The organism is Kocuria rhizophila (genome assembly GCF_003667225.1).
In the GTDB taxonomy this organism is placed as follows: Bacteria; Actinomycetota; Actinomycetes; order Actinomycetales; family Micrococcaceae; genus Kocuria; species Kocuria rhizophila.
In genome coordinates, this window is sequence record NZ_RCOM01000056.1 from 1 (window position 1) to 17,168 (window position 17,168).

14 protein-coding genes, 1 tRNA gene and 1 other RNA gene are annotated in these 17,168 nt (G+C 71.4%); 4 read left to right on the forward strand and 12 right to left on the reverse strand.

The features are described from left to right. Both D9R02_RS08290 and D9R02_RS08295 read left to right on the forward strand, forming a co-directional pair. A partial coding sequence (locus D9R02_RS08290; protein ID WP_121566724.1) for a sensor histidine kinase occupies nucleotides 1-1,361 on the forward strand: 1,361 nt, incomplete at its 5' end. Next, the gene (locus D9R02_RS08295) at nucleotides 1,358-2,014 is read left to right on the forward strand and encodes a response regulator (RefSeq protein ID WP_101888251.1); all 657 of its coding nucleotides are present in this window, start codon (nucleotides 1,358-1,360) and stop codon (nucleotides 2,012-2,014) included. The genes D9R02_RS08290 and D9R02_RS08295, both read left to right, overlap by 4 nt. Nucleotides 2,015-2,027: 13 nt before the next feature. Here D9R02_RS08295 and D9R02_RS08300 read toward each other — a convergent pair whose 3' ends face one another. The 7 genes from D9R02_RS08300 to ffs form a co-directional block, all read right to left on the reverse strand. Continuing rightward, entirely contained in the window at nucleotides 2,028-2,387 is a 360-nt protein-coding gene (locus D9R02_RS08300; protein ID WP_101888252.1) for a Rieske 2Fe-2S domain-containing protein, read from the reverse strand. Next, a complete protein-coding gene (locus D9R02_RS08305; protein WP_101888253.1) occupies nucleotides 2,384-3,292 on the reverse strand; it encodes a 3-methyladenine DNA glycosylase in 909 nt (302 codons plus the stop codon). The genes D9R02_RS08300 and D9R02_RS08305 overlap by 4 nt, the downstream gene beginning before the upstream one ends. Beyond that, nucleotides 3,285-3,770, reverse strand: coding sequence for a MarR family winged helix-turn-helix transcriptional regulator (locus D9R02_RS08310; protein WP_101888254.1), 486 nt, complete (start codon nucleotides 3,768-3,770; stop codon nucleotides 3,285-3,287). The genes D9R02_RS08305 and D9R02_RS08310 overlap by 8 nt, the downstream gene beginning before the upstream one ends. Nucleotides 3,771-3,786: 16 nt before the next feature. After that, entirely contained in the window at nucleotides 3,787-5,073 is a 1,287-nt protein-coding gene (locus D9R02_RS08315) for an aspartate kinase (RefSeq protein WP_101888255.1), read from the reverse strand. Nucleotides 5,074-5,224: 151 nt separating this feature from the next. Further along, nucleotides 5,225-5,830, reverse strand: coding sequence for a recombination mediator RecR (gene recR / locus D9R02_RS08320; RefSeq protein ID WP_012397356.1), 606 nt, complete (start codon nucleotides 5,828-5,830; stop codon nucleotides 5,225-5,227). 176 nt (nucleotides 5,831-6,006) lie between these two features. Continuing rightward, nucleotides 6,007-9,216 (reverse strand): DNA polymerase III subunit gamma and tau, encoded by a 3,210-nt coding sequence (locus tag D9R02_RS08325; protein WP_101888256.1) that lies wholly within the window; start codon nucleotides 9,214-9,216, stop codon nucleotides 6,007-6,009. Between the two features lie 64 nt (nucleotides 9,217-9,280). Beyond that, nucleotides 9,281-9,377, reverse strand: an RNA gene (gene ffs / locus D9R02_RS08330) — signal recognition particle sRNA small type. A gap of 149 nt (nucleotides 9,378-9,526) precedes the next feature. Between ffs and D9R02_RS08335 the strand changes: the two genes are divergently transcribed. Next, a tRNA-Ser gene (locus tag D9R02_RS08335) sits at nucleotides 9,527-9,611 on the forward strand. Nucleotides 9,612-9,799: 188 nt separating this feature from the next. On the opposite strand, the gene D9R02_RS08340 is transcribed toward D9R02_RS08335, so the two are convergent. Together D9R02_RS08340 and D9R02_RS08345 are read right to left on the reverse strand one after the other, a co-directional pair. Beyond that, nucleotides 9,800-10,195, reverse strand: a complete 396-nt coding sequence (locus D9R02_RS08340; protein WP_102613954.1) for a hypothetical protein — start codon at nucleotides 10,193-10,195, stop codon at nucleotides 9,800-9,802. A gap of 265 nt (nucleotides 10,196-10,460) precedes the next feature. Continuing rightward, nucleotides 10,461-12,407: an ExeM/NucH family extracellular endonuclease gene (locus D9R02_RS08345; protein ID WP_070637005.1), complete on the reverse strand. Its 1,947-nt coding sequence runs from the start codon at nucleotides 12,405-12,407 to the stop codon at nucleotides 10,461-10,463. A gap of 334 nt (nucleotides 12,408-12,741) precedes the next feature. Between D9R02_RS08345 and D9R02_RS08350 the strand changes: the two genes are divergently transcribed. Continuing rightward, nucleotides 12,742-13,656 carry a glycosyltransferase family 25 protein gene (locus D9R02_RS08350; RefSeq protein WP_082019305.1) on the forward strand — a complete coding sequence of 305 codons (915 nt, stop codon included), beginning with the start codon at nucleotides 12,742-12,744 and terminating at the stop codon, nucleotides 13,654-13,656. Nucleotides 13,657-13,812: 156 nt separating this feature from the next. Here D9R02_RS08350 and D9R02_RS08355 read toward each other — a convergent pair whose 3' ends face one another. The 3 genes from D9R02_RS08355 to D9R02_RS08365 all read right to left on the reverse strand — a co-directional run bounded on the left by D9R02_RS08355 (nucleotide 13,813) and on the right by D9R02_RS08365 (nucleotide 17,016). Then, a complete protein-coding gene (locus tag D9R02_RS08355) occupies nucleotides 13,813-15,123 on the reverse strand; it encodes an endonuclease/exonuclease/phosphatase family protein (protein ID WP_121566725.1) in 1,311 nt (436 codons plus the stop codon). 248 nt (nucleotides 15,124-15,371) lie between these two features. Further along, nucleotides 15,372-16,037, reverse strand: a complete 666-nt coding sequence (locus D9R02_RS08360; RefSeq protein ID WP_121566726.1) for a TetR/AcrR family transcriptional regulator — start codon at nucleotides 16,035-16,037, stop codon at nucleotides 15,372-15,374. 151 nt (nucleotides 16,038-16,188) lie between these two features. After that, nucleotides 16,189-17,016 (reverse strand): hydroxymethylpyrimidine/phosphomethylpyrimidine kinase, encoded by an 828-nt coding sequence (locus D9R02_RS08365; RefSeq protein WP_070637566.1) that lies wholly within the window; start codon nucleotides 17,014-17,016, stop codon nucleotides 16,189-16,191. Nucleotides 17,017-17,168: the final 152 nt, after the last annotated feature.

Sequence of the window (17,168 nt, forward strand, 5' to 3'; positions counted from 1 at the left end):
CCCTCGGTCAGAAGGTCAGCACCGCCCCCGACGCCCTGGGCGGCCACGAGTCCGTGTCCCGGGACGCCGGCACCCTGGGGGACTCGGTGCGCGCCAAGGTGCCCGTGCGCCAGGGGGACCGTGTGGTGGGGGAGGTCAGCGTGGGGGTCCCCGTCGCGGCCGTCACGGGTCAGCTGCAGCGGGCGATCGCCTCCATCCTCGTGATCGCGGTGCTGGCCGTCGCGCTCGCCGCGGGGGCCGCCGCCCTGCTGGTGCGCTGGCTGCGGCGCACCACCCTGGGGCTGGAGCCCGAGGAGATGGCGCAGCTCGTCCGGGACCAGGAGGCCGTGCTCTACGGGGTGGAGGATGGGGTGATCGGCATCGGCCCGGACGGGCGGATCAGCATCCGCAACAAGGCCGCCCGGGTGATGCTCGAGCTGCCGCGGCGCGCGGAGGCCGCGGACGTCGTCGGCCGTCCCTACACCGAGGCGGGGGTCGACGCCGCCCTGACGGACGCGATCACGCGGCAGCGCTCCGGGAGCGGGTCCGGTGAGGTGGTGGTGCGCCTGGACACCTCCCGTCGCACGATCCGGGCGCAGGTGCAGAGCGTGCACCGGGACGGGGTGGACCTGGGCCAGGTGGTCCTGCTGCGGGACCTCACGGCCATGGAGGACCTGCGCAGCCGGCTCACCGCCATGCAGGCGATGACCGACGCCCTGCGGGCGCAGCGCCACGAGTTCGCCAACCGGCTGCACACCATCTCCGGGCTGCTGGGCAACGGGGAGCACGAGTACGCGCGGGACTACATGGCCGAGATCATGGCCTCCGGGCCCGTGCGGGACCCGGTGGAGAACATCACCGCGGTGGAGGAACCGTTCCTGCGGGCGTTCATCGGCGCCAAGGGCGTGCAGGCCCACGAGCGCGGGGTGCAGCTGCGGGTGGGGCTCGAGACCGCCCTGGCGGGCCAGCTCGTGGAGGCCCAGGACGTCACCGCGATCCTCGGCAACCTCGTGGACAACGCCGTGGCCGCCGTGATCGACGCGGCACCGGCGGAGCCGGACGAGCGCTGGGTGGAGGTGGACCTGCTCAGCGAGGGCTCCACGCTGCACCTCGCGGTGGCCGACTCCGGGGCCGGGGTGGCGCCCGGTCTGGACATCTTCGCCTCCGGGGTCAGCACGCGCGCGGGCGCCGAGGCCGGGGTGCACGGCCACGGGGTGGGGCTCAGCCTGTCCCGGCGGCTCGCCCGCACCATGGGCGGGGACGTGTGGCTCGCGGATCCGGGTGGCGGGGCTGACGGGCTCGGCGCCGTGTTCGCCGCCAGGCTGCCCGGGGTGCTGGCCGGCACCCCACCCACCTTCCCGACCGCGGAGGAGAACCCGTGAGCGACCTCAGAGTCCTGATCATCGACGACGACTTCCACGTGGCGGCCCTGCACGTGGGCTACGTGAACTCCGTGCCGGGTTTCGAGGCGCTGCCCCCGGTGCACGACCTGCGGGCCGTGGCCGCGGCGGTCGAGCAGCACGCCCCGGACCTCGTCCTCGTGGACGTCTACTTTCCCCAGGGCTCCGGGCTGGACGTGCTGCGGGCCGTGGACGTGGACGCGTTCGTGCTCTCCGCGGCCTCCGAGCGGGCCACCGTGGCCACGGCGTTCCGCCGCGGCGCGCTCGCGTACCTGCTCAAGCCGTTCGAGCCGGAGGTGCTCATGGCCAAGCTGCGGGCCTACGCGCGGTACCGCCGCCAGCTCGACGCCCCCGGGCCCCTGTCCCAGTCCGCGATCGACCGCGCCCGGCGTGCCATGACCGGCGCCGACGACGCCCCGGCCGGCACCGCGGCGTCGGCCACCGAGTCCGCGGTCGCGGACGCCGTGGTCGATGGCGGGGAGGTCACCGTGATGGACGTGGCCCGCGCCGTGGGGATCTCGCGGGCCACCGCCCAGCGCTACCTGTCCCAGATGGTGCAGCGGGGCACGGTGCAGCTGGAGCTGCGCTACGGCAGCAGGGGCCGCCCGGAGCACCGGTACGTGGCGCGGGACTGAACCGGGCAGGGACTCACACGTCCACCTCGACGAGACCGGCCACCTCCCGGCACGGGACCTCCGGCAGGTTCTTGGCCGGGTCCGGGGGTGCGGTGCGGCCCATGTCCAGGACCAGTCGGGAGCCCTGGAACGCGCCCGCGAGGTCGAAGACCCAGTAGTGGTTGGGGCACTCCAGCGCATCGGCGCTCTGCTCCGCCGAGCGGCACACGATGGCGCCCTGGTGCGGGCACTCGTTCGACAGGGCCCGCAGGGTTCCGGCCGCGTCCCGTGTCAGGACCAGGGCGGCGTCCCCCACGCGCACCGGGACCGCGCTGGACGGTGCGGCGAGCGCGCGGGCGACCGCGGCGGCGTCGGGAACCTGCTGCCAGCTCACGCGGCGGCGGCCAGGATGCGGTCCGTGGCGGAGACCAGGCGGTGCCGCAGCTCCGTGCCGCGTGCGGCGAACGCGCGCTGCCGCCGCACGTACTCGGCCTTGCCCTCGGGGGTCTCGATCCGCACGGGCTCGTAGCCCCAGTCCGCGAGGTCGTAGGGGGAGGCCTCCATGTCCGTGACGCGCACGTCCCACGCGAGCTCGAAGCAGTCCGCAAGCAGCTCCGAGTCCACCGCGGGCAGCAGCTTGTACGCCCACTTGTAGAGGTCCATGCTCGCGTGCAGGCACCCCGGCTGCTCCATGGTGCGCTGGGCCTCGCGCGTGGGCTGCAGCTCGTTGCGCTCCACGGCCTGCGGCTGGAAGAAGCGGAACGCGTCGAAGTGCGAGCACCGGATCCGGTGGCCCTCCACCACGGCATCGGTGCCGCTCGCGCCCAGCCGGAGCCCCGCGTTCTCATGGCGCAAGCCGTTCTCCTCCGCGCGGTACGCCATGGCCCACTCGTGCAGCCCGAAGCAGTCGAACGTGCCGGACTTGGCCGCGGTGTTCGCCAGGATCTCGCGCGTGAACTTCACCGCGGTTTCCCGCTTGGCCAGGAAAGCGTCTGCATCCACGACGACGCCGCTCGCGGCCTCCCACGCGCCCGGCACCGCGAGCTCCGCCACGGTTGCCGGTCGGTAGAACTTCCAGTCCGCGCGCTCCGGGGCGTCCAGCAGGACGACGCCGGGGCCCGGGTGCCAGCGGGTGAACTGCGCGGGGGACAGCGTGTAGTAGGTGAAGAGGAAGTCCTCCACGGGGTGCTTCTCCCCGCGGGAACGGCGCTCCAGGAACGGCTCCGTCCAGCGGGAGACCCGGTCCTGGTGGGCCCGTTCCCTCCGGGTCCACTCCTCCCGGCTGAGGACCTCACGCACGGGTGCCGTCCTCCTCGTTCTCCTGTGCGTTCTCCTGTGCGGTGGCGATCAGCAGGTGCATCTCCTCGTTGAGCCGCTGCACCTGTTCCGCGGTGACCCGCAGCCGGCGCATCATCTCCTCCGGGACCTGCACGGCCCGTTCCCGCAGCGCAGCACCCTCGGGTGTGACGGTCACGGCGAGCGCGCGCTCGTTGCCCGGATCCCGCTCCCGGGTGATGAGCCCGCGGGCCTCCAGGCGCTTGAGCAGCGGTGACAGCGTGGCCGAGTCCTGCATGAGGTTCTCGCCCAGGTCCTTGACCGTGCGCGGGTGGCGGTCCCACAGGGCCAGCATCACCAGGTACTGCGGGTGGGTCAGTCCCAGCGGTTCCAGGACCGGGCGGTAGCTGTGCACCACCATGCGCGAGGCCACGGACAGGGAGAAGCACAGCTGGCTGGACAGGGCCAGCGGGTCCTCGGCAGGCGTGGGGCGTGTGGTCATGGCAGGTGCGCCGGGGTCAGCGCCCCGTGCCCCCGTAGACGGTGGCCTCTTCGCTCGAGTCCAGGCCGAAGGCGGTGTGGACGGCGCGCACGGCCTCGTCGAGCTTGTCGACGGCGGTGACGATGGAGATGCGGACCTCGGACGTGGAGATCATGTCTACGTTGATGTTCGCGTCCGCGAGCGCCTGGAAGAACTGGAAGGCCACGCCCGTGTTCGTCTTCATGCCCGCACCCACCAGCGACAGTTTGCCCACCTCGCTGTTGTAGTCCAGGCGGGTGTAGCCGATCTTCTCCTCGGCGGCGCGCAGCAGGTTCATGGCCAGCGTGCCCTGGGACTCGTCCAGGGTGAAGGACACGTCCGTGAGGGGGTGCTCGCCCGTGGAGACGTTCTGCACGATCATGTCCACGTACACCTCGGAGTCCGCGAGCAGGCGGAAGATCCGTGAGGCGATGCCCGGATGGTCCGGCGCGCCCACGATCGTGATCTTGGCCTGGCTGCGATCATGAGCGATACCGGCGATCAGCGGCTGTTCCAAGGGGATCTCCTTCTGGGGAGTGAGGATCTCGTCGGGGCTGGGCAGGACCCAGGTGCCCTCGTTGTGGGTGAAGGACGAGCGGACGTGCAGCGGGACGTTGAAGCGGCGGGCGTACTCCACGCAGCGCAGGTGCAGGATCTTGGCGCCGTTCGCCGCCAGTTCCAGCATCTCCTCCGAGGAGACCCGGTCCAGCTTCTGGGCCGAGGGCACGATGCGCGGATCCGCGGAGTACACGCCGTCCACGTCCGAGTAGATCTCGCACACGTCCGCCTTCAGGGCTGCGGCCAGCGCCACGGCGGTGGTGTCCGAGCCGCCACGGCCGAGCGTGGTGATGTCCTTCGAGGAGCGGTTCATGCCCTGGAAACCGGCGATGATCGCCACGTTGTCGTTGTTCAGCGCCTCCTGAACCCGCAGCGGGCTGACCTCCACGAGCTTGGCCGCACCGTGGGCGCCGTCCGTGATCATGCCCGCCTGGGAGCCCGTGAAGGACTGCGCCGGGACGCCGAGGTCCGAGATGGCCATGGCCAGCAGCGCCATGGAGATCCGCTCACCCGAGGTCAACAGCATGTCCAGCTCGCGGGCGGGTGGCTTGCGGGCCACCTCGTTGGCGAGGTCCAGGAGGTCGTCGGTGGTGTCGCCCATGGCGGAGACGACCACGACCACCTGGTTGCCGGCGTTGCGGGTCTCGGCCACTCGCCGGGCGACCCTGCGGACGCCGTCGGCATCGGCGACCGACGAGCCGCCGAACTTCTGGACAATGAGGCTCATGCATTCCTCTCGCGGACGGGCACCTGCCCTGTGCGGGCGGGCGGTCTCGGGGATTCTGCTCCATGCTACTGGTTCGGGGGACAGCCGATCACGGGATCACGGGGCGGTTCCGGGCAGGCAGGCGCACCGTCCGGCGGGCCAGCGCGTTGCCCTACGTGGCCTCCGAGACCACCGTGCGGCCCTCGAACGCGCGGCCCAGTGTGACCTCGTCCGCGTACTCCAGGTCACCGCCCACCGGCAGCCCGGAGGCCAGCCTGGTGACCCGGATGCCCAGGGTCTTCAGCAGCCGGGACAGGTACGTGGCCGTGGCCTCGCCCTCGAGGTTGGGATCCGTGGCCAGGACGATCTCCTGCACCGTCTCGTCCGACAGCCGGGTCATCAGCTCCCGGATGCGCAGCTGGTCCGGGCCCACTCCCTGCAGCGGGGAGATGGCGCCGCCCAGCACGTGGTAGAGCCCGCGGTAGCTGCGGGTGCGCTCAATGGCCATCACGTCCTTGGACTCCTCCACCACGCAGATCACACTGCGGTCCCGGCGGGCGTCCCGGCAGATGGCGCACTCCTCCTGCTCGGTCACGTTGCCGCAGATCACGCAGAAGGACACGGAGGTCTTCACCGTGGAGATGGCGTCCACGAGCTGCTGGACCTCGTCCTTGTCCGCGTCCAGCAGGTGGAACGCGATGCGCTGCGCGGACTTGGGGCCCACGCCGGGCAGGCGCCCCAGCTCGTCGATGAGGTCTTGGACCGGTCCTTCGTACACGGTGCTCCTTCGGGAAGATGGTGGTGGCCGGAGCCGCGGGCCGGCGGGTCACCGCACGGTGGTGCGGTGTCGCGGTGGGGCAGTGTCGCGGGAGGGCGGCTACGCGGCCCTGCGGCTCGGTGCGCGGCACGCTGTGGCGTCCTGTCGTGCCGGGCGGGCCGTCGCGGCGCGCCGGGTCACTGGCTCGCGTCGTGCGCCCGCTCGTCGATGAGCATCCCCCCCAGGATGCGTTCGATCGCGGCCTTCCCGTACAGGGACGAGTCCTCCAGGGATTCGTCGTCCGCGCCCGGGACGAAGTTCTCCTCGTCCACGCCGGGGCTGCGGGTGCTGGGCGGCGCGATGTTCGCGGATCCTCTGCTGGCCGCCGCGATGGCTGCCGCGTGGCGCTCGCGCCAGCCGCGACGCGGGGTTCCCGGGCCGCCCGTGCTGCCCAGGGAGCTCTCCGCGGCGTCGGAGGGCGCGGCAGGGGCAGAGGCCGGCGACGCCGACGGGCTCGGCTCGTCGTACATGTCCGCCGGGGGTTCGTCCTCCAGTGGAGGGGGCGGTTCTTCGGGGCTCCAGTACTCGGGACCGCGGTCGGCGGAGGGGCGGTGAGCCGGGGCGGTCGACGGGCCGTGGTCCTGCCGACCCCCACCGTGAGGGCTGGGACGCAGTGCGTCGTCGTCCTGGGGTCCCTCGGCGGAGCCGCCGTCCCGAGGGTCGGGGACGTGAGCGGACCCCACCGCGCCGATCTTGGAACCGGTTGCCTGCTCGCTTCTCTGGGTCCCGTCCATGGCCGCGGCGCCCGGTGCGCGGCGCCCACGACCGTCACGGGCGAGGGGCTCACCGGTGGGGGAGCCGGAGCCGTCCGGTGCCGGGTTTCCGGGCCGGGGATCGGGGCTTGTGGCGGTGCCGGGATCCTCGGCTGCTCCGGACGACGAGTCGACCGGCGGCGCCGAGGAAGACGCGGTGTCTGTGGGTTCGGCCTCCCGGGGTGCCTGGGTGCTCTGAGGTTCGGAGCTCGTTCGGCTCTCTCCGGACTCGGTGCCCGGCTGGGGGATTGCGGCCACGGACCACGAGGTGACCGGTTCGTCGTCCTCCGGTGGTGCGGTGTCGGAGCCGCGCGACCCGCGCGGCTGCGCCTCCTGTGGGGCTGGCTGCCCACCGGGCCCTTCCCGGGACGGTGGCGCGGACGATCCCTGCGGGAACCCGGGGCCCGCTTCATCGGAGGACGGTGCCTGCCGCCGTCGGTTGACTCCGAAGCCCTCCGGCTCCCGGAAGTAGTCCGGCTGCTCCTGGGAGGACGACGGGTCCGTGGCAGAAGGACCGCGAGGGGCGCGAGGTGCTGGACCTCGCCCGCCAGGGCCCTTCCCGGGGCCGGCGGACGGTCCGTCTGCGCCGCCGCCCTGGCCCCTCGTGTCCCCGGGACGCACAGCCTCGACCCCGCACTCCAGACCCACCACGTTCTGGATGGCAGCGCGGACGTCCGCCTCGAAGCGGGGGAAGTTCATGATGTCGCCGTCACCCTCGAAGGCGATGCGCAGCGTGGAGTTCTCGTAGGCGATGGGGGTGCCGCGCACCGTGATGGCCCAGGCCACACGCCGGATCTCCGCCAGCGCGGACACGATCTCCGGCCAGGAGGAGCGCAGCAGCTCCAGCTCGCCGCTCGTGACGTCACTGGCGGCGGCGTCGCCCCCGCCGGAGTCGCTCCCGCCGGAGTGCTCGGCGTGCTGAGAACCAGCAGCCTGCTGTCCCGGTGCTGCTGCGGTGTCTCGACCGGCGGGACGACCCGTGGCGGATCCACCGCGTTCGCGCTCGGAACGGGGCCGGTCGGACGCGTTGTTCTGTGCTGCGGCTTCGGGGTCGGACGTGGTCCCGTCTGCGGGCGGGTGACTTCCCTGGGGACCGCGAGCCTCTTCCGGGACCGGGTCACCGGCGGCGGGGTGCTCGCTGCCCTGCGGATCCTCCGCCTCGTCCTCGGGGATCGAGGGCTCGGCGATGTCCGGTGTGGTCATGGCGGAGCGGCCCGGTTCCGAGCCGTCCTGCCGGACGGGCCCGGACGGCGTCGGGTCCGAGGGCTCACGGGCGGGAGCCGTAGAAGAGTCGGGGTCCGACGACGCGTCGGGGGCCACGGGTGCGATCTCGGGAGCACCGGGTACGTGAGCTGCGGGCGCGTCGCTCTGTTCCACCGTTCCCGACGCAGCGGGCACCTCTTGGCCGCCCTGCCGGATCCCGGCGCCCCGCGGGATGCTGAGGCGCCGCTCCAGCCGGTCCACGCGGGAGGTGATGCCGCGGGTGGTGTCGTCCGCGGAGGGCAGCAGGATGCGGGCGCACAGCAGCTCCAGGTGCAGCTGCGGGGAGGTGGCCCCCGTCATCTCGTTGAGCGCCTCGTTGGTGATGTCCGCGGAGCGGGAGAGTTCTGCGGCGCCCAGCTGGGTGGCCTGGTTGCGCAGGCGGTTGATCTGGTCCGTGGGCATCCCGTGCAGGATGTTGGCGGCAGAATCCGGGACGGCGTTGACCACCACGAGGTCACGGAAACGTTCCAGCAGGTCCTCCACGAACCGGCGGGGGTCCTGCCCGGTCTGGATCACGCGGTCCACGGAGGAGAACACCGTGGCGGCGTCCCCGGCGGCGAAGGCGTCCACGACGTCGTCCAGCAGAGCCGCGTGGGTGTAGCCGAGCAGGGCGACCGCGAGGTCGTAGGTGAGCCCGCGCTCGTCCGAGCCCGCCATGAGCTGGTCCAGGACGGACAGCGAGTCGCGCACGGACCCGCCGCCGGCGCGCACCACCAGGGAGAGCACACCGGGTTCGGTGGTGACGCCCTCCTCCTGGCACAGCTGCTCGAGGTAGCGCATGAGGGGCTCGGGCGGCACCAGCCGGAAGGGGTAGTGGTGCGTGCGGGAGCGGATGGTGGTGAGCACCTTGGAGGGTTCCGTGGTGGCGAAGATGAACTTCACGTGCTCCGGCGGCTCCTCCACGATCTTCAGCAGCGCGTTGAAGCCCTCGCGCGTGACCATGTGGGCCTCGTCGATGATGAAGATCTTGTAGCGGTCCCGTACGGGTGCGAAGGTGGCGCGCTCCCGGAGGTCACGCGCGTGGTCCACGCCGCCGTGGGAGGCGGCGTCCATCTCGATGACGTCCAGCGAGCCGGCACCGTCCCGGGCCAGGTCCTGGCAGGACTCGCACCGTCCGCACGGGGTGGCCGTGGGCCCCTCGGCGCAGTTCAGGCAGCGGGCGAGGATGCGGGCGGACGTGGTCTTGCCACAGCCCCGGGGTCCGGAGAAGAGGTAGGCGTGGTTGACCCTGTTCTTGCGCAGCGCGGTCATCAGCGGCTCGGTCACATGCTCCTGACCGATGACATCCTCGAAGGTCTCCGGGCGGTAGCGGCGGTACAGGGCGGTAGTCACAGACAAGACTCTAGCGGGGGTCGCAGACGCCCTCAGGGGGCGCGCACGCATGGGGAGCCAGGAACGTGAAGACCCCCCGTGCACCCGTCAGAGCCCGTATACCCTTGCTGCCTTCCGGCCCTGGGGGAGTTTTACGAGATGGCGCCACACGAGGGGCTGGCCACTACTTTAGCCCAAGCGCGCGCCGAGTTCGAACCGGCCATCCTCCGCGTCCTCCACGCCCAGGCGGGTGCGGATTCGCGCGCTGGACGGGAGTTCGGCTATGCTGATTGCCGCACGTGCCCCGCGAGAGCGGAACACGTGCGTGCCTGGAGGATTCGCCTAGCGGCCTATGGCGCACGCCTGGAACGCGTGTTGGGTTAACGCCCTCGGGGGTTCAAATCCCCCATCCTCCGCAGCAGACATGAGCCGCGACAACGTTCACGTTGTCGCGGCTCATGTCATTCGGAGCCGCAGGTCCTGGTAGGACCTGCGGCCTTTTCATGCCGCCCCGGCGCCGACGTGGCGCACCCGAGGAATCGCTGTGCCGGTCCGGAAACCTCTCTGGCTGCGGCGGCCACGGGCCCCGCAGCCAGGACGGGAACTACTTGCGGCGAGGCGTGAACGAGGTGGAGCACTTCCACGTGGTCTTGCCGGAGACGGCGGTGACATCCACCCAGACCGTGCGGCCCGGGGTTGCCCCGGCGATCGGGTACTTCACTGCGGCGGTGCCGCGGGCGGAGGCCTTGGCCTGCTTGGTGTTGGTTGTGGTCTTGTACTTCGCGCGGGTGGTCACCTTGGCGTTGGCGCCCACGCGGGACACGTTCACCACCGTGGTGGTCCACTGGCGGGGGTTCTTGACGGAGACACTTGCGGTGCACGGCTTGGCGGAGCTCGCGGCTTCGGCGGGCGCGGCGTCGGCCACGGAGAGACCCGCGGCCAGGGCGAGTGCGAGGATGATGGCGGCGACGGAACGGCGCAGGGGCGCGGTGGTGACCATGGTGGGTCCTTTGCAGAGGGGGCGCACTGGGGATTCTGCAGTGCTCGGTGATCGACAGCCCGGCCGATCCGTTCCTGCGCCCGAGGGTGATCAGAACAGCAGGATCGTAGCCCCGCCCACGGCGGACCGTGGGTTCGCGAGTGAAAATTACGCATGATTGCTCATGGAAAAACCTCACGACCCGACCGTGCGGACTGCGGGGGCGTGACAGTGCCCCTGCGACCGCCAGGTGGCGGCCACAGGGGCACGTCGTCTGGGCGAGCTGCTACCGGCCCGCCCGGAACCCGGCGATGGCCGGGTCGTGGTCCGAGGAGGCGGCAGCGTCGGGGCGGTAGTAGTCCAGCGCGGTGGTGCGGTACTGGGCGTACTGCAACAGGGGCGACTGACCGGAGTTGACGTTCCACACGTCCGCGCCCGTGGTGCGCTGCTGCAGGCTTCGCGAGACCAGGAGGTGGTCCAGGGAGCCCACCTGCCCGCCGTACACGTAGGTGTGCTCGGCGGCCGCGGGTGCGGAGACGAAGCCGGCCGAGTAGAGGACCTGCATGGGGTCCTCCTGCGTGTAGGAGTTGAAGTCGCCCAGCAGGGCCACGTCCTCGGATCCGGCGCGGTCCGTGAGCTCCGGGATCCAGTCCACCAGCGCCTCGGCCTGGGCCACCCGGGCCGCGTTCCAGGCACCCTGCCCGTCCCCGGCGTCCGCGTTGGGGCCGTTCTTGGGTCCGGAGCCCTTGGACTTGAAGTGGTTGACCACCACGGTGATCGGGTCGTTGGAGCCGCGACCCTTGCCCTGCGTGGCGGTGAAGGACGCCGCCAGCGGGGTCCGGGCGTTCTCGAAGGCCCCGCCGGCGCCCGCCTCAGTGCCGAGCGCCTGGGCCTCACCCATCAGGCTCGCCTCGGCGGGCTGGTAGATGATCGCGTTGGTGATGAAGTCCTGGTCCGCCACCGGCTGCAGCTGGGAGGCGTCCACGGGGGCGATGGCCCACTTCTCGTAGCCGGCCGCACCGTTGAGCGCGCCCACCAGGGCGGCGAGCGCCTCGTTCGGTTCTTCACCCAGCTTGGCGGAGTTCTCGATCTCCATGAGACCCACCACGGAGGCGTCCAGCTGGTTGATCGCCGCCACGGTCTTGGCCTGCTGGCGCTGGAGGTCCGCCGCGTCGTAGGCGCCGCGGACGTCGCAGCCCTGGGCCACGTTGTAGGTGCCGTCGGTGGAGTAGTTGCCGCCCTTGCACTTCTTCTGCTGTCCCGTGGTGGTGAAGTAGTTCAGCACGTTGAACGAGGCCACGGAGATCTGACCTCCCACGCGCGGGGTCTTGTCGGAGGCGGTGGTGAAGCGGGCGGGCTCAGTGCCCCGGGTGATCTCGGACGTGGGCTGGAACCGCCAGGAGTCGTGCCGATAGTCCACGATCACGGGAGCAGTGATCTTCGCGCGGTCGCCCACTTCCACGGGGTTCTGGGGATCCAGGTACGGGACGGTGCGCGCCTCCTGCTGGGGGCTCGCGGCGAAGCCCCGGTTGGTGCCGTCGTCCAGGGTCACCGAGATGGCGTCGTTGCGCGCGGCCTGCGCCTCCGCTTCGGGGCTGCGGGGCAGGGCGACGTCGGTGGGCTGGGCTGGGAGCGCCGAGCCCGCCGAGAGGCCGAGCTCCCCGTAGCGACCCACACCGTAGGTGTCCGCCACCCGGAAGTTCTCCCGGGGCTGGTACACCATGGACTCCAGGTTCTCCCGGTAGGAGGTGGTGGAGGCCCAGTCGGTGGTGACCGGCTTGACGGGTGCCACCTTCTTGACGACCTTCTTGACGCTCACGTTTCCCGAGAGCTGCGTGAGGCCCTTGTACTCGCCGGCGGTTCCGGTGACCTGCACGGCATCGCCCTTCTGCACGGTCACGGGCGCCTGCCCGGTGTAGACGAACAGCCCGGTGGAGGCCGTGGTCCCGGTGATCGTCCCTCCGGAGCCCGGCGTCTGGATCACGAATCCGCCGAGGGACCCGGGTCCTGGCGGGTACACCGCGGTGACCACCGCGGGTTCCGTGGTGACGGTCTGGCCCGCCAGGGGAGTGCTCTCACCGGTCCCCTGGATGGCGGCAATGCTCGTGGTGCTCGGCGCGGCCAAGGCGGGGGCGGCACCGAGTCCCGTGGTGAGCAGCGCGGCGCTGAGCGAGATGGCCAGCGCGCCACGGCGCACGGCGCTGGCGGGGGTGGCGGAGTGGGGTGTCTGCACGGTGATCTCCTGGGCATGGGCTGTGGAAGTGGTGCCGACGGGGTGAACGATCGAGAGGGGGCGACCGGTTCTTTCGGTCCAGCACTGCTGCCAGCGAGCGTAGGAAGAGCAAGAGACCAGGTCATGACGGGAAAGTGAACTCTCCGTGAGGTGCATCACGCTGCTCCCTGGCTCCCTGGCTCCCTGGCTCCCTGGCTCCCTGGCTCCCTGGCTCCCTGGCTCCCTGGCTCCCTGGCTCCCTGGTTCCCTGGTTCCCAGGGACGGGCTGCCGCGCACGACCGGGGGCACTGGGGGAGCACCCGCTCGGCCCCTGACGCACGGGTATTCTTCGCGCATGGTGGATTCAGCTCTTCCCGTGGCCCGCGCGGCGGTGGTCAGCCTGCCCGGCAGCGGCCGCAGGCGGGGCTTCTTCGCGCAGCCGCTGGCCGGCGTGTTCGAGGTGGCGGAGGCGTTCCACGGCGCCACCCAGGACTGGACCCCGTACTTCGACGCGGCGCGGTTCGCCGAGCACTACGGGCGCGCCCCGGTTCCAGCGGAGATCGGCTGCGCCATCAGCCACGCCCGGGTGATCCGGGACTTCGCCGCCGAGGCTGGTGCGGACTCGGATGTCCTGCTCGTTGCGGAGGACGATGCCAGGTTCACCGAGGACTTCGCGCGTGTGGGGCGCACCCTTCTCCAGTCCCCCCTGGGGCACGACGTCGTGGTGCTCGGTGATGGGTGGACCCGGCACCGGCGCACCGTGGTGCGGCGTCGGATCACGGCCATGTCCCAGGTGTCCTGGCTCTCACGGGTGCTGCGCGGGAAACGGCGGCTCTACCGCGTCGGCCGGTATGCGGGCCACGGGGACTGCGCGGGGCTGTACGCGATCACGCGCCGGGCCGCGAGGGCCTTCGACGACTACGTAAGGTCCTTGCCGGGCGAGAAGCTGGAGCATGTGGCCGATGCCTGGCCCGCGTTCCAGGAGCTGTGCGGGTGGGACGTCGCTCTCACTCGTCCCAGCCTGGTCACCTGGTCCGGCGGCTCCACCATCCTCGCCCCGGAGGACCTGGAACGGGAAGCCGCCGAGCTGGCCGCTGCTCCGCCCCTCACCCTCCGGGACCGGCTGGCACTGCGGGTGGCCGCGCGCTCACGGATCCGCGGCGCACGTCTGGCGCTGAGGGCCACGGTGGACGATCTCGCGTTCCGGCGGACACGGCGCGCCAGCGTGAAAGCGCAGCGGGGGACGAGCCGCAGATCGCCGCGGGAGTGACCTGCGGCGTCGTCGTTCCGCGGGGTGGCCGATGCGCGGTTCTCCCGCAGGCCGGTACGGTCACCGGGCGGGAGCAATGAGCACGGGGCCGGTGGTCTAGGTGGCCGGATTGCGGGAAGCCCCCGCCCCGGCAGCCCGGCCACCAGCCGGAACAGGTCAGTGCTTGCCGGGGACCTTCACGTCTACCCACACGAGGTGGTGGTCGGTGGTCGCTGCGGGGTCGCTCGTGAGCTCCGAACCGGGTTCGCCGAGCTTCGGCCAGAACACCCCGCTCCGGCACGCCTGGAGGTTCTTGGAGGGCAGCACGTAGTCCGTCCGCAGGTTGCCCGGGGCGGGGGTGTCGGAGAAGTCCCCGGTGTCGTACGCGGGATCGGAGACGTGGGTGCGGTTGGCGCCACCCTGCAGAGCGGCCGCCTGCACAGCTCCGGCTGAGGTGGGGCGCGGATCGCGGACCCGGGAGCTGTCCAGGAGCTGGTCGATCGCACCGGGGTAGGAGTCGCCGTCGTTCGGGTCCGAGTTGTAGTCGCCCAGGACCACGAAGCGCTCGCCGGGTGTGAGGCCGCCGCGCGCCCCGGCGTCGTCGTAGATGTAGCGCGACCGGGACGGGGAGCCCACGTAGTCGGACCAGAAGCGAATCTCGTCGTTGTTGCGGCGGCCGTTGCGGTCCTCGGGGCCGTCGAAGCTCGGCGGGGTGGGGTGGGCCGCGAGCACGTGGACGGTCTGGTGCCCCACCCGCACGGGGACGTCCCAGTGGGACTTGGAGGACAGCCGCAGCTTCTGCTGCTGCTCCGGGGTGAAGTAGGACGTGGGCATCTCGTTGCCGGGCATGTCCTGCCAGCGGAAGTTCTGGAACGTGCGCACCTGGTCCCGGTCGATCGGGTACTTGGAGTAGACGACCATGCCGTACTGCCCGGGGAACTGGCCGAAGCCCCACGCGTCACCGGGCCCGCCCACGGAGCCGTTCTGGTCCAGGTCCATTCCGGAGGGCACCCCCGTGTTCACGGGGGCCGTGTAGTAGTACGGGTAGTCCTGGGGCGCCTTGCCGTTCTGGCTCACGGACAGGTAGTTGTCACGGAACGCCTCGGCGGCCCTTCCGTCCGACACGTAGTCGAACTCGTTGACCAGCACCACGTCCGGCGCGTTGATCTGGATGACCTCCGCGATGTTCTGGGCCTGCTCGTTGTCCGGCGTGCTGAGATCACGGAGCAGCTGCCCCTCCGCGCCGCGGTTCAGGGACGCGTTGTACGTGGCCACGCGCAGCGGCGAGTTCCCCTGCTGGGCCTTCTGCCCCTGCTGGCCGTTCGCGGACGACGCCGCCGCTGTCGCCGCCGCGGCCCCGGAGGTCGCCGCCCCGGAGGTCGCCGCCGTGGCGGACGCCGGCACGGCGGGGGAGGCGAGCGCGGGGGTGGCGCACGCGAGGGGGAGAACGAGGCAGGTGGCTGCCAGGGCGGTGAGTGAGTTCTTCATGACTGCTCCCTGTGTCGGAACTGGTGCGCACGAGAGTAGGAGCTGCATCGGTCCAGGTCATGACCGCAGTGTGAAGTTTCGGTGCGTGTCGAGCGTGAGGTGCCGGGCCCGCCACGAGGCGCAAGCACCTGCGTCGAAAGGTGGCGGCGGGGCGGTTCACCGGGCGCCAGAACGAGTCCCGGGAGGAGCGCCAACGGGAGAGGCCCCCGCACCGGTGTGGTGCGGGGGCCTCTCGTGGGGGCCAGGGATCAGGACACCGCGCTCAGCCGCGGGGGCTGCTGGGGCAGCCGCACGGGGTGCATCTGGGCGTCGAACTGGGCGCCCAGGCCGCGCTGGATGAAGCGGACCGTGGCCATCGTGCGCTCCTGCTGGGCTCGAGAGCTCTCCACGGAGGTGGTGCGGTCCGCGGTGGAGGTCAGGGAGCCGTGCACCAGCTGGGACAGCTCGTGGGTGTCCCCCTCGGGCAGGTAGCCCTCGTCCATGGCGCGCCGCAGGATTCCCGCGAGCACGCCCTGCAGTTTCTGCACGTGCTCGCCGAGCTTGGCGAAGTCCTCGGGGGAGAGCACGGTGCGCATGGCCTGGCCGGGGGGCAGGTGGCGGCGGCTGAGGTCCTCGATCTGGTGCTGGATGTAGACGCCCAGCTGGTCCACGGGGTTCTCGGTGGCCGAGAGATCCCGGTTGAGGTCCGCGACGAAGCGCTCGGTCTTGTCCAGGGCGTAGGCCACGAGCAGCTCACCCATGTCTGCGAAGTAGTTGTAGACCGCGGTGCGGCCCACACCGGCGGTCTTGGCCACGCGGGTCATCGTCAGGTCCGTGAGCCCGTTGCTGTACAGCAGCTCGCCGAACGCGTCGAGGATGGCGCGCTGGGTCCGCTTGCGCTGAGCGGCGTTGCTGGGAGCTGTGATGCGGGGCATGACGACACCTTACCTTGTTCTGTCAGCAAAATCGGGTCTCGCTGACCACTCGTGCGGGTTCGATGTCCATTCCACCCCATGAGATCGGGGAATGCCCCGCAGAACAGGGCATTCCCCGAAGGCTCCCAGGAACCTCGGTGGCGCTGTCCGGCTACGCCTCAGCGGCGTATCCGCCCTGCCACAGGGAGTCGAACGGCAGGTGCGATCCCAAGCGGTGCCGGATGCCAGCGGTGACGAAGCTCTTGGCGGTGCGGGCGGCGTCGAGCGGGGTGGCCCCCTTGGCGAGCTCCGCCGTGACGGCCGCCGCGAGCGAGCAGCCCGCGCCGGACACGGGCACCTCGCCCACCTTGGGCTCGGTGAGGACCTCGAGCGTGGAGCCGTCGTAGAACACGTCCACGGCCTCCGCCCCGGCCAGTCGCACGCCACCCTTGGCGAGCACGGCCGCGCCGGAGGAGTCGTGGATGCGCTTGGCGGCCTCCTTGAGGTCCTCCACCGAGTCGATGGACTCCATCCCGGACAGGGACAGGGACTCGAAGTGGTTGGGGGTCACGAACGTGGCCAGCGGCAGCACCTCCGCCTTCAGCGCCTGGTCCGTGTCCAGCGCGGCACCCGGCTCCTGGCCCTTGCAGATCAGCACGGGATCCAGCACCAGATGGCGGGGCTCGAGCTCCTTCATGGCCGTGGCCACGGTGCGGATGGTGTCCGGGTGGCCGAGCATCCCGATCTTCACGGCGTCCAGGTCGTAGGCCGCGGTGATGGTCTGCAGCTGGTTCGCCAGGGTCTGCTGGTCCACGGGGGTCACGCGGTGGCCCCACTCGTTCTCGGGGTCGAACGCGACGATGCACGTCAGCGCGAGGGAGCCGAAGACCCCCAGGGACGTGAAGGTCTTGATGTCGGCCAGGGCGCCAGCGCCGCCGGTGGCCTCGGAGCCCGCGACGGTCATGGCGACGGGCGGTTGGTTGCGTGTGGTTTCGCTCATGCTCCACATTGTGCTCCGAGCGGCACCGGACCCGCGAGTTTCGAACGCCGCACTACACTGGTGCGCGACGTCGGGTGGCAGGCGACGTCCCCTCACCGCACGCGACGACCCCAAGGACACCCGTGTCTTCCCACGCCACCCCGCCCCGCGGC